This window comes from Pseudomonas sp. AS2.8 (genome assembly GCF_014190935.1).
GTDB lineage: Bacteria > Pseudomonadota > Gammaproteobacteria > Pseudomonadales > Pseudomonadaceae > Chryseomonas.
In genome coordinates this window covers 71,866-84,082 of record NZ_JACHVV010000002.1, presented here as the reverse complement: position 1 = coordinate 84,082, position 12,217 = coordinate 71,866, and the positions used below count along the sequence as shown (strand labels likewise).

Here is a 12,217-nt window from a genome sequence, read left to right as displayed (position 1 = left end):
AGGAGCACCACCATGACCTTCAAGACCACCGACCTCTGCGACGCGCATGGCGACCAGGCGCGGGTTCTGCAGCCGATCTTCCAGGACCTGGGCGGGCGGCCTGATTTCGTCGGACCAGCGCTGACGGTCAGGTGCTTCGAGGACAACTCGCGCATCAAGGAACTCAGCCAGCAGCCGGGCGAGGGACGCGTGCTGGTGGTCGATGGCGGCGGCAGCGACCGCTGTGCGCTGCTCGGCGACATCATCGCGGAGGACCTGGTAAGGAACGGTTGGGCGGGCGCGCTCATCTATGGCCAGGTCCGCGACAAGGCGGTGCTGGCGGGACTGCCGCTGGCCATCAAGGCGCTGGGCGTCTCGCCGCGCAAGTCGGCCAAGCGCAACGAAGGCCAGATCGGCGAGCCGGTGACCTTTGCCGGGCAGACGATCCGCAGCGGTGATCACCTTTATGCCGACGCCGACGGCGTGATCATCCTCGACGCCCACTAAGGCGTTTATCGGCCATCGGCCGCCCTCCAGGCGGCCCTTCACGAGTGCTTTCGCCATGACCGCTGCCAGACGGATCTTTCTGATCCACGCCACCCGTATCGCCATCGACCCCATCAATGCGGCCTTCGCCCAGGGTTGGCCCGAGGTGCAGCGCTTCGATCTTTGGGACGACTCGCTGTCCAAGGATGCCAGCACCGCTGGCGGCAGTACGCCAGCGCTGGACCAGCGGATCGAGGATCTGGCCGCGCATGCCTTTCGCGCCCAGGCCGACGCCGTGCTCTTTACCTGCTCGGCTTTTTCCAACGCCATCGAAGCCTGCCAGCGCCGCCATCAGCGACCGGTCCTCAAACCCAACGAAGCCATGGTGCAGGAGGCCCTGGCTAGCGGCAGACGCATCGCCGCCCTGACCACCTTTGGCCCGGCGGGTGCGGCCATCGTCAACGACTTCGAGGTCGAGGCAAGCCGCCGCGGCCAGGCGGTGGATATCACGCCGATCCTTTGCGAAGGCGCGCTCGAAGCCCTGCATGCGGGTGACCAGGCCCGCCATGACGCCCTTATCGCCGCGGCGGCAGGTCGCCTGCGCGGCGACTATGACGTGCTCTGCTTCGCGCAGTTCTCCATGACTGCTGCCCAATCGGCCAGCGAGGCCGCCTGGGGCGGTTCGGTGCTCACGACTCCAGCCAGCGCCGTGCGGCGACTGCGACAGCTGCTCGAAGGCTAGAACCGTTCCAGCGATCGAACTCAGCTGATCTTGCTTCTCCGTGCATATCGTTAGTCAAATTCCGTCTTTACCAAAAGTTATAACAGCTCATTAGCCTATAACGCTTTCGGATGGCCAGTCGGCACGGAGCGGGATGATGAGCAGGGTAGGGAAGGGCTTGGCGGTGGTCGCCGCCGTGGTGGGTGCCCTGGGCTTCGCGGGCAGCGCTGCCGCCGAGGGCAGGATCAGCATTGCCCAGCAATTCGGCATCGGTTATCTGATCCTCGACGTGGTGCGCGATCAGCAATTGATCGAAAAGCACGGCAAGGCCGCCGGCCTGGACATCCAGGTGGACTGGAACAGTATCTCCGGCGCCACCGCCATGAACGAGGCGTTGTTGGCCGGCTCGCTCGACGTGGTCTCCGCCGGAGTACCGCCGATGCTGACCGTCTGGGATCGCACCCGCGGACGGCAGAACGTCAAGGCCATCGCCGCCCTGGGCGCCATGCCCAACTACCTGTTGAGCAATCGCGCCGAGGTCAGGTCGATCAAGGATTTGACCGACCAGGATCGCATCGCCGTGCCGGCGGCGGGCGTAGGCTTCCAGTCGCGCACCCTGCAGATCGAGACGGCCAAGTTCTTCGGCGACGCCCAGTTCAAGAAATTCGATGCCATCAGCGTGAGTCTGCCGCACCCCGATGCCAGTGCCGCCGTGATGGCGGGCGGTTCAGAGATCACCACCCACTTCTCCAGCCCGCCGTTCCAGTACCAGGCGCTGGAGAATCCCCGGGTCCACCGCATCCTCAGCAGCTACGACGTCCTCGGCGGACCGGGCACCTTCAACGTGCTCTACACCACCGAGAAATTCCACGACGAGAATCCCAAGACCTACCGCGCCTTCTATGACGCCCTGGTGGAAGCCGCCGCCTTCATCCGTGCCAACAAGGCCGCGGCCGCGGAGGCCTATATCCGCGTCGAACATTCCAAGCTGCCGCTGGCCCTGGTGCAGCGCATCGTCGAGGACCCGGAGATCGACTTCACCGTCGAGCCCCAGCGCACCTTCGTCTACGCCCAGAAGCTGCATGAGCTGGGCGTGCTGAAACACCAGGCTGCCTCCTGGCAGGACTACTTCTTCCCCGAAGCCCACGAGCGTCCCGGCAGCTGAGCTGGACCACCAAGGAGAAAACTCCAATGACTCTCGCATCCCCCCGTCCGGCCGCCGGCCAGACTTTCGAGATCCGTCCCTTCGGCAACCTGGGGGCCGAGATCCTCGGCGTCGATCTGGCCCAGCCGCTCAATGCCGAAGACTTCGCCCGGGTCCATCGCGCCCACCTGGACCACCATGTGGTGGTGTTCCGCGACCAGCGCATCACCCCCGAGGAGCAGATCGCCTTCAGTCGCCGCTTCGGCGAGTTGCAGATCCATGTCCTCAAGCAATTCCACCTGGCCGGCCACCCGGAGATCCTCATCGTCTCCAACATCGTCGAAGACGGTCAGCCAATCGGCCTGGGCGATGCCGGCAAGTTCTGGCACTCGGACCTCTCCTACAAGGAATTGCCGAGCCTGGGTTCCATGCTGCATGCCCAGGAGTTGCCGGAGGAGGGCGGCGATACCCTCTTCGCCAATATGCACCTGGCCTACGACACCCTGCCGGCGGCGCTCAAGCGCCAGGTCGACGGCCTGCAGGCGGAGCATTCCTACACCGCCACCTATGCCAAGCCCAAGTTCGAGGGTAACTGGCGGCCTACCCTGACTGCCGCGCAACTGGCCGAGGTCAAGGCGGTGGTGCATCCGGTGGTGCGCACCCATCCGGAAAACGGCCGCAAGGCGCTGTTCGTCAGCGAGGGCTTCACTACCCATATCGTCGGCCTGCCGGAAGACGAGAGTCGCGAGCTGCTGGCCGAGCTGTACGCCCACAGCGTCAAGCCCGAGCACCTCTATCGCCACCAGTGGCAGCCCCACGACCTGGTGTTCTGGGACAACCGCTCGCTGCTGCACCTGGCGGCCGGCTGCCCCAATCACCTGAGGCGCAAGCTGTATCGCACCACCATCCAGGGCGATGCGCCTTTTTGAGGGAGGAGACGACCATGAACGCTCCTCTCGCTTCCCGTCCGCATCTGACCCTGGCGCAGACCCAGCCGCTGCTGCAGGTGCAGGATCTCGATCTCGAATACCGCACCCGCGAGCGCCGGGTGCGGGCCACCCACCAGGTGTCCTTCGAGGTGCATGGCGCCGACCGCTTCGTCCTGCTCGGCCCGTCCGGCTGCGGCAAGTCCAGTCTGCTCAAGTCGGTGGCGGGCTTTCTGCCGCCGCTGCACGGCGAGATCCGTCTGGATGGCCAGCCGATCAGGGGCCCGGGACCGGATCGCATCGTGGTGTTCCAGGAATTCGACCAGCTGCCGCCGTGGAAGACGGTGCTGGAGAACACCATGTTCCCGCTGCTCGCCAGTCGCCAGGCCAGTCGTGGCGAGGCGCGCGAGCGGGCGCTGCACTACCTGGACAAGGTCGGCCTGGCGCGCTTCGTCGATGCCTATCCGCATCATCTCTCCGGCGGCATGAAGCAGCGGGTGGCCATCGCGCGCGCCCTGGCCATGCAGCCCAAGATCCTGCTGATGGACGAACCCTTCGCCGCCCTGGATGCCCTGACCCGGCGCAAGATGCAGGAAGAATTGCTGGCGCTCTGGGACGAGGTGCGCTTCACCCTGCTGTTCGTCACCCACTCCATCGAAGAGGCGCTGGTGGTGGGTAATCGCATCCTGCTCTTGTCGCCCCATCCGGGTCGGGTCCGCGCGGAACTCAACTGCCACCAGTTCGGCCTCGAGGACTTCGGCGGCGCCGAATTCCAGAGCACCGCGCTGCGCATCCACAACCTGCTGTTCCCCGACGACGTTCAGACGCTGCCACCCGAGGTCGCCGACGAGCGCCTGCGCCTGCAGCAGGCCATCGTCCAGGGCCGCATTTCCTACTAGTTTCGAGGTAGACCCATGACTCGACAGCCCCCGGTGCGGGCCGAATACCAACGGGACCTCGCGCCCCTCGACGATTTGCCGCTGGCGGTCGAGCTGCCTCTGGCGACGCGCCTGTGGAGCCAGGCCTGGCTGCGCAAGCTGGTGATCCTGGCGATCCTGATGCTGGCCTGGGAAGTGGCCGCCCGCTGGCAGGGCAACGACCTGCTGCTGCCCAGCTTCCTGCAGACCGCCGCCGCCTTCTGGGATGGCCTGGTGACCGGCGAGTTGCCGGCCAAGGTCGCCATTTCCCTCGGCACCCTGCTCAAGGGCTATCTGCTGGGCGTGGTCCTGGCCCTGGCGCTGAGCGCCCTGGCCGTCTCAACCCAGTTCGGTCGCGACCTGCTCGGCACCCTGACCTCGATGTTCAATCCGCTGCCGGCCATCGCCCTGCTGCCCCTGGCACTGCTCTGGTTCGGCCTCGGCGAGAACAGCCTGGTGTTCGTGCTGGTGCATTCGGTGCTCTGGCCCATGGCGCTCAACACCTATTCGGGCTTTCTCGGCGTCTCCGACACCCTGCGCATGGCGGGGCGCAACTACGGCCTCAAGGGGCTGAGGTACGTCGGGCTTATCCTCATCCCGGCGGCGTTGCCGGCCATCGTCTCGGGCCTGAAGATTGGCTGGGCCTTCGCCTGGCGCACCCTGATCGCCGCCGAGCTGGTGTTCGGTGCCTCCAGCGGCAAGGGCGGCCTGGGCTGGTACATCTTCCAGAATCGCAACGAGCTCTACACCGACCGCGTCTTCGCTGGCCTGGCCGCGGTGATCATCATTGGCCTGCTGGTGGAAGGCCTGGTGTTCGCCACCCTGGAGCGGCTGACGGTGAAGAAGTGGGGAATGCAGCGGTAGGGTCTGGCGCTTTTTGTTGGGCTTCGCTGCGCTCAACCCAACCTACGAAACAGCACCGTAGGTTGGGTTGAGACGGCTCTTCCGTCGAAGCCCAACAACCCACCGGATCTGCCGCAACACCAACACCTCTTAACCCTCGCTCGGACCACCCCCTCTCCCCTTGGGAGAGGGCTGGGGTGAGGGCACCCTTAGCACCCAATCCATCAGTGGAAAAGGCTGCGCCGTTTTCCACGCTACGGTACTCAACCCAACCTAAGGAGCACCCCGTAGGTTGGGTTGAGACGGCTCTTCCGTCGAAGCCCAACAGACCACCGGATCTGCGCCGGGACCACCATTTCTCAATGCTCGTTCGGACCACCCCCTCTCCCCCTGGGAGAGGGCTGGGGTGAGGGCGCCCCCGCACCCGGTCCTCCAGTGGAAAAAGCTGCGCCGTTTGCCACGCTACAGTGCCATCGCGATCGCGACGGGATGCGCTGCGCTATCTGCCTTAAATGCGCACAATAAATAAAACTCGAATTACGATATGCGCATAAGGAATTTCCTTCTTATGCCCTGGCTGCCTAAGGTGAACCCCAGCCAACGCCCTTCCCAAAAGGCGTCCCATTTACCTCGGCACGGGATTCACCACCATGAGCGTTCAGTTCCTCGGCATGATCGGCCATCGCCTCACCTCGGAAATCATCGCCCCCTCCGGTCCCATCTTCGACAAGGGCTATATCACCCGCTTCGCCCAGGCCCACGAGCAGGCCGGCTTCGATCGCATCCTAGTGGGCTACTGGTCCGATCAACCCGATGGCTTCCTGGTCACCGCCCTGGCAGGGCAGGCGACGCAGAAACTCAAGTTCCTGCTGGCCCATCGGCCCGGTTTCGTCGCCCCGACCCTGGCGGCGCGCAAGCTGGCGACCCTCGACCATCTGCTCGACGGCCGCCTGGCGGTGCACATCATCAGCGGCGGCAGCGACGGGGAGCAGCGCAAGGACGGCGACTGGCTCGACCACGACCAGCGCTACGCCCGCACCGAGGAATTTCTCGACGTGGTGCGCCAGGAGTGGACCAGCACCCAGCCCTTCGACCACGAGGGCGAGCACTACCGGGTGGCGAACGGCTTCTCCGCCATCAAGCCGCTGCAGCAGCCGAGCCTGCCGGTCTATTTCGGCGGCTCCTCGCCAGCCGCCCTGCGGGTGGCCGGCAAGCACGCCGATGTCTTCGCGCTGTGGGGCGAGTCCCTGGCCCAGACCCGCGAGACCATTGCCGCGGTCCGCGCCGAGGCGGCGCGCCATGGCCGCACCCCCAGCTTCAATGTCTCCTTTCGGGTGATCCTCGGCGACACCGAGGACGCCGCCTGGGCCAAGGCCGAGGCCATCCGCCAACAGGCCAAGGCGCGCCTGGCCGCAGAAGGCGCGGTGCATCCGGCCAAGCCGGAAGCGGTCGGGGCCCAGCGCCTGCGCGATACCGTGGCCCTGGGCGATCGCGTGGATCGCCGGCTCTGGACCGGCATCGCCGCCCTGGTCGGTGGTGGGCACAACTCCACCGCCCTGGTGGGCACCGCCGAGCAGGTGGCCGATGCCCTGCTGGACTACTACGACCTAGGCGTCGACAGCTTCCTGATCCGCGGCTTCGATCCGCTCAACGACGCCGTCGAATACGGCCGCGAGCTGATCCCGCTTACACGTGAAAAGGTCGCTGCCCGCCTGGCCGGCGCCCGTCGCACCGGCTGAAGCCGGCTGACCCACCCACTGCGCGACCGTACCCACGGAGCGCTCCCGATACCCTCGAGGAGACGCCTTCGTGATCAAGGGATTGCTATTCGCCGCCGGCCTGCTGGCCGGCACCTCCGCCAGCCTGGCCCAGGCGGTCACCCTTACCATCGGTGACCAGTTCTACTACAGCAGCACCCTGCTGGAGCAGGCCGGCGAGCTAAAGGATCTGCCGTACCAGATCGAGTGGAAGAGATTCAACGCCGGGGGCCCGGTGGTGGAAGCGCTCAATGTCGGCTCCATCGACGTGGGCATCGTCGGCGACACCCCGGTGATCGCCCTGGCTGCGCGCGGGGGACCGGTTAAGGTGGTGGCGGTGACCCGCAACCGCCCGGACGGCACCGCCATCGTGGTCGGCAAGGATTCACCGATCAAGACGGTGGCGGACCTGGCCGGCAAGCGCGTGGCCATCTGGAAGGGCTCCTGGAGCCAGCAACTGGTCTATTCGGCGCTGGAACAGGCCGGCCTGCCCAGCGACGCCCCGCGCTACAGCTACCTGATGCCCACCGAGGCCGTGGCCGCCCTGAGCCAGGGCACCCTGGACGCCACCGCCACCTGGGAGCCCTATGTGAGCATGGTGGAACGCCAGGGCGGACGGGTGCTGGTCACCGCCAAGGACCTGATGCCGGCGCCGGTCTATGTGGTGGCCAACACCCAGCACCTGGACGAGAACCGCGCCGCCATCGGCGATTTCGTCGCCCGGTTGCAACGCGCTCGCAGCTGGGCGCGGGACAATGTCGACGTCTATGCCCAGGCCTGGGCCAGGCGCAACAACTCCGATCCGGCCATCGCCGAGCGCTGGTTCCGCCGCGATGCCACCTGGGTCGAACCGATCAGCGCCCAGACCCTGAGCGACGGCCAGAAGACCGCCGACTTCCTGGTCAAGGCCGGGGTGCTGCCGCAGCCCTATGACGTCAAGTCGCTCTATGACCAGCGCTTCAATCGCTACCTGCAAGCGCCCCGGGAGGCCAGCCGATGAGTCGCCAACTGCACCTCGCCGGCTTCCTGCTGGCCGGTCCCGTCGTCCACAGCCACGCCGTCTGGCGCCACCCCGACACCCAGGGCGACTTCCTCGACCCGGACTACTACGTCCGCGCGGCCAAGGCGCTGGAGGAGGGGCTGTTCGACTTCCTGTTCTTCGCCGACCGCCTGGCCGTGGGCGACCAGCTCGGCGGCTCGCGGGAGACCGCGCTGCGCCTCGGCGCCCAGGACGCCACCCGCCTCGATCCGCTGCCGCTGTTGTCCTACCTGGTGGCCCATACCCGCCACCTCGGGCTGGGTTGCACCCGCTCCACCACCTACTATGAACCGGCCCATGTCGCCCGGGCCTTCGCCACCCTCGATCACCTGTCCCGTGGGCGCGCCGCCTGGAACATCGTCACCTCGATGAACGACAGCGAGGGCCGGCTGTTCGGCAAGGAGCGCCACCTGGAGCACGATCTGCGCTACGACCGCGCCGACGAATTCGTCGAGGTGGCCGTCAAGCTCTGGCGCAGTTGGGGACCCAACGCGCTGCGCCTGGATCGGACTGCTGGCGTGCTGGCCGACCCCGCGCAGGTGCGCGCCCTCGATCACCAGGGCGACTGGTTCCGCGTGGAAGGTCCGCTCAATATCCCGCGCAGTCCCCAGGGGCGCCCGGTGCTGATCCAGGCCGGTTCCAGCGGTCGCGGCCGGCGCTTCGGCGCGCGCTGGGCCGAGGCCATCTTCACCATCCAGCCGAATCTCGCCGCCATGCGTGCCTTTCGCGACAATGTCCGCCGCCAGGTGCTGGAGCAGGGGCGGTCGCCCGACGGCTGCAAGATCCTCACCTCGGTCATGCCCTTCATCGGCGGCAGCGAAGCCGAGGCGCGCGCCAAGCAGGAAAGACACAACGCCCTGGCGCAACCGGAAGTGGGGCTGATCACCCTCTGCTCCCAGCTCAACATCGACCTGTCGCGCTTCACCCTGAACACCGCCCTGGGCGAGGTGGCCGAGGTCGGCGACCTGCCGCCGGCCGCTGCCGAGAAGCTCCTGGCGCTGGGGCCGCGCACCACCCTGGCCGAACTGGGTCGCAGCTACGCCGCCAGCGTCCGCGTGCCGCAGCTGGTGGGTACCGGTGCCCAGATCGCCGACCAGCTGGCCGAGCTGTTCGAAGCCGGCGGGTGCGACGGCTTCGTGATTTCCCCCGGCTACCTGCCGGGTTCCTTCGTTGAATTCAGCGAGAGCGTGGTGCCGCACCTGCAGCGTCGCGGGCTGTTCCGGCGCCAGTACCAGGGCTCGACCCTGAGAGATCACCTGGGCCTCGGCCCTCTGGAGGACTAGATGAGCACGATCGAGGATGCCGCTAGCTGGCTGACGCTGGCCCGCGAGATCGGCGCGGAATTCGCCGCCCGGGTGGTGGCCGACGAACGCGACCGCATTCGTCCCGACGCCCAGCTGCAGCGACTCAAGGACAGCGGCCTGACCAACCTGGTCATCCCCGTGCGGCTCGGGGGTGCCGGCCAGCCTTGGTCGCTGGCCATGCGCGTGCTGCGCGAGATCGCCGCCGGCGACGGCTCGGTGGGCCTGCTCTTCGGCTATCACCTGCTCAACACCATCAACCTGCGCCGCGAGCCGCAGCCGCGGCGCGATCGCCTGCTGGCGGAAATCGCCGAAGGCCGGCTGTGGCTGGCCGGGGTGGTCAATCCACGCGACGACGACATCCTCGCCACGCCGAGCCATGACGGCGGCTATCGCCTGACCGGGCGCAAGGGCTTCTGCAGCGGCGCTGCCTTTGCCGATCGGCTCACCATCAGTGCCCGTGATCGGGAGAGCGGAGCGCGCCTGATGGTCACCCTGCCGGCGGACCGGCCGGGACTGGCCTATGCCGACGACTGGGACCACTTCGGCGTGGCCCGCAGTGACAGCGGCAGCTTTACCCTCGACGACGTCTGGGCCAGCGCCGAGGAGGTCCAGGTCTGCGACCTGGAAGACGCGGGCGACTTCGCCGCGGTGATCCGCACCCCGGTCAACCAGTCGGCCTTCACCCAGTACTACCTGGGCGCCGCCCAGGGCGCCCTGCGCGAGGCGCGGCGCTATCTGCACGCAGAGGCGCGACCCTGGGTGCATTCCCTCGCCGCCAGTGCCAGCGAGGACCAACTGGTGTTGAGCCAGATGGGCGAACTCTGGATCGCCCTGCAGGGCGCCGTGTCCCTGGCCGACGTGGCCGCGCGGCAGGTGGATGCCTTGCTGGCCGCCGATGCCGCCTTCACCGCCGAATTGCGCGGCGAGACGGCCATCGCCGTGGCCAGCGCCAAGGTGCTGGCCGCCCGTACCGCCCTGGACGTCACCGCCCGGGTATTCGATGCCCTGGGTGCCCGCGCCACCCACAACCGCCTGGGCCTGGATCGCTTCTGGCGTGACGTGCGCACCCATAGCCTGCACGACCCCCTGGCCTACAAGGTGCTGGAGGTCGGGCGCTATGCGGTCAACGGTCAATACCCCGCGATCCTTGCCTACACCTGACGATAGGAATTCCCATGCTGCGCAAGACCCTCGCCGGCCTTACCCTCGGCCTGCTGGCCGCTACCCAGGCCCTGGCCACCACCCTGGTGGTGGGCGACCAGAGCTACAACACTCGCACCGTGATGGAAGCCGCCGGCGTCCTCAACGACCTGCCGTATCAACTGGAATGGAAGCAATTCACCGCTGGCTCGCCGGTGGCCGAGGCGCTCAATGTCGGCAGTCTCGACCTGGGCCTGCTGGGCGATGCGCCGCCGCTGTTCCTCGGTGCCCTGGGCGCCCCGATCAGGGTGGTCGGCATCAGCCGCCAGAGCCTCGACGGGGTGGCGGTGCTGGTGCGCGGCGACTCCAGTATCCACAACCTTGCGGATCTGCAGGGCAAGACGGTGGCCATCTGGAAGGGCTCCTGGAGCCAGCAGCTGGCCCTGTCCGCCCTAGACCGGGCGGGTGTGCCGCGCGGGCAGGTGAACTTTCGCTACCTCAATGCCCTGGATGCCTCCCATGCGCTGGAGGGCGGTTCGGTGGACGCCATCGCCACCTGGGAACCCTATGTCACCCAGGCCCAGCGCCACGGCGCCCGGGTGCTCACCACCGCCGAAGGGCTGATCCCGGCGCAGAGTTTCGTGGTGGCCAGCCAGGGTGCGCTGGACGATGCCGCCCGGCACCAGGCCATCGCCGATTTCCTCCGGCGGCTGCAACAGGCACGGACCTGGGCCAATGCCGATCCCGAACACACGGCGCGCTACGCCAGCGCCTGGGCCGAGCGCACCCGTGCCGATGCCGCCATCGCCCAGGCCTGGTTCGGCCGCGCCCGTACCCGTCTCGGACCGGTTACCCCCGCGGCCATCGCCCAGGCGCAGCGCACCGTCGACTTTTTCGCCGGCGAAGGTCTGGTCAAGGGCTACGACGCCAGCCGCCTGTTCTACGATGGCTTCGGCCCGAGCCTGGCACCCCCGGCGCAGACGGCGCAGCGGTGAGTACGAGACCTACGGAGGCGGCCTTGCGTTATGCTTGAGGCGCATGTCCAGCAACGGGAAGTCAAACGCCTCCTCATGAAGACCGACGATATCGAAGCCTTTGTCGCGGTGATCCGCAGCGGCTCCCTCAACGCCGCCGCCCTGTCCCTGGGCCTGACCCAGCCGGCCATTACCCGCCGGCTGCAGAGTCTCGAACAGGACCTCGGGGTCGAGTTGCTCGACCGCCATACCAAGCCGCTCAAGCCGACGCGCCTGGGTCAGGAGGTCTACGGCCACTGCCGCGCCATCCTGCGCGAGATGGACGCCCTGCGCGAGCGGGTGGCGGGCGATGCCCCGCCGTCCGGGCTGCTGCGCCTGGGCGTGCCCCAGACCCTGGGCGATGCGCTGTTGCTGCAGGCGGTACGGGAGATTCGCGGCCGCTATCCGGAGCTGCACACCCAGGTGGCGACGGGCTGGGGCAGCGTGCTGGTCAGCCGCATCGAGCACGGTGAACTGGATGGCGCCTTGGTGCTGTTTCCGGCCAACAAGGTGTTTCCCGATGGCGTCGAGGCCCGCGCCCTGGGCGCCATGCCGTTGCAGGTGGTCGGCGCCCGTGAGCAGGTGCCGGCCAAGACGCAGCGACTGGCCGACGTCCAGGGCCAGGGTTGGGTACTCAACCCCGACGGCTGCGGCTTTCGCGCCAGCCTGCAACGCACCCTGGCCGAGCAGGGCCAGGCGCTACGCATCAACCTGGAAACCTTCGGCACCGAACTCCAGCTCGGGCTGGTGGCGGACGGCCAGGGCCTCGGCCTGGTCCCGGCACCGCTGCTGGCCCGCAGCGCCCACCGCGAGCGCCTGGCGGTGATCCCGCTAAAGGACTTCAAGCCGGAGATCCAGCTGTGGCTGATCCACCCGCGCTTTCTCGGGCCCTTGCAGGACGTGGTCGAGGGCTTCGGACGGGATGCGCAGGGCTTGCTAGCGGGCTGA

Annotated in this window: 12 protein-coding genes; all 12 read left to right on the top strand. The window is 67.6% G+C overall.

The genetic code is table 11. The features are described from left to right. The first annotated feature begins 12 nt into the window (after positions 1 to 12). The 12 genes from rraA (at position 13) to FHR73_RS07275 (ending at position 12,217) form a co-directional block, all read left to right on the top strand. On the top strand, positions 13 to 486 hold the full coding sequence (gene rraA / locus FHR73_RS07330) for a ribonuclease E activity regulator RraA (protein WP_183630286.1): 474 nt from the start codon (positions 13 to 15) through the stop codon (positions 484 to 486). A gap of 55 nt (positions 487 to 541) precedes the next feature. Further along, positions 542 to 1,207 carry an aspartate/glutamate racemase family protein gene (locus FHR73_RS07325; protein WP_183630285.1) on the top strand — a complete coding sequence of 222 codons (666 nt, stop codon included), beginning with the start codon at positions 542 to 544 and terminating at the stop codon, positions 1,205 to 1,207. 136 nt (positions 1,208 to 1,343) lie between these two features. After that, a complete protein-coding gene (locus FHR73_RS07320; RefSeq protein WP_260175654.1) occupies positions 1,344 to 2,351 on the top strand; it encodes an ABC transporter substrate-binding protein in 1,008 nt (335 codons plus the stop codon). 26 nt (positions 2,352 to 2,377) lie between these two features. Next, entirely contained in the window at positions 2,378 to 3,259 is an 882-nt protein-coding gene (locus tag FHR73_RS07315; protein WP_183630283.1) for a TauD/TfdA family dioxygenase, read from the top strand. A 14-nt stretch (positions 3,260 to 3,273) separates the two neighbouring features. Further along, on the top strand, positions 3,274 to 4,155 hold the full coding sequence (locus tag FHR73_RS07310; protein ID WP_183630282.1) for an ABC transporter ATP-binding protein: 882 nt from the start codon (positions 3,274 to 3,276) through the stop codon (positions 4,153 to 4,155). 15 nt (positions 4,156 to 4,170) lie between these two features. Continuing rightward, on the top strand, positions 4,171 to 5,037 hold the full coding sequence (locus tag FHR73_RS07305) for an ABC transporter permease (RefSeq protein ID WP_074584484.1): 867 nt from the start codon (positions 4,171 to 4,173) through the stop codon (positions 5,035 to 5,037). Positions 5,038 to 5,666: 629 nt separating this feature from the next. Beyond that, positions 5,667 to 6,755, top strand: a complete 1,089-nt coding sequence (locus tag FHR73_RS07300; RefSeq protein WP_183630281.1) for an LLM class flavin-dependent oxidoreductase — start codon at positions 5,667 to 5,669, stop codon at positions 6,753 to 6,755. Positions 6,756 to 6,825: 70 nt separating this feature from the next. After that, a complete protein-coding gene (locus FHR73_RS07295; RefSeq protein WP_183630280.1) occupies positions 6,826 to 7,773 on the top strand; it encodes an ABC transporter substrate-binding protein in 948 nt (315 codons plus the stop codon). Then, on the top strand, positions 7,770 to 9,095 hold the full coding sequence (locus FHR73_RS07290) for an LLM class flavin-dependent oxidoreductase (RefSeq protein WP_183630279.1): 1,326 nt from the start codon (positions 7,770 to 7,772) through the stop codon (positions 9,093 to 9,095). The genes FHR73_RS07295 and FHR73_RS07290 overlap by 4 nt, the downstream gene beginning before the upstream one ends. Next, positions 9,096 to 10,277 carry an acyl-CoA dehydrogenase family protein gene (locus tag FHR73_RS07285; RefSeq protein WP_183630278.1) on the top strand — a complete coding sequence of 394 codons (1,182 nt, stop codon included), beginning with the start codon at positions 9,096 to 9,098 and terminating at the stop codon, positions 10,275 to 10,277. Positions 10,278 to 10,291: 14 nt separating this feature from the next. Then, the gene (locus FHR73_RS07280; RefSeq protein WP_183630277.1) at positions 10,292 to 11,251 is read left to right on the top strand and encodes an ABC transporter substrate-binding protein; all 960 of its coding nucleotides are present in this window, start codon (positions 10,292 to 10,294) and stop codon (positions 11,249 to 11,251) included. A 75-nt stretch (positions 11,252 to 11,326) separates the two neighbouring features. Beyond that, positions 11,327 to 12,217, top strand: a complete 891-nt coding sequence (locus tag FHR73_RS07275) for a LysR family transcriptional regulator (RefSeq protein ID WP_183630276.1) — start codon at positions 11,327 to 11,329, stop codon at positions 12,215 to 12,217.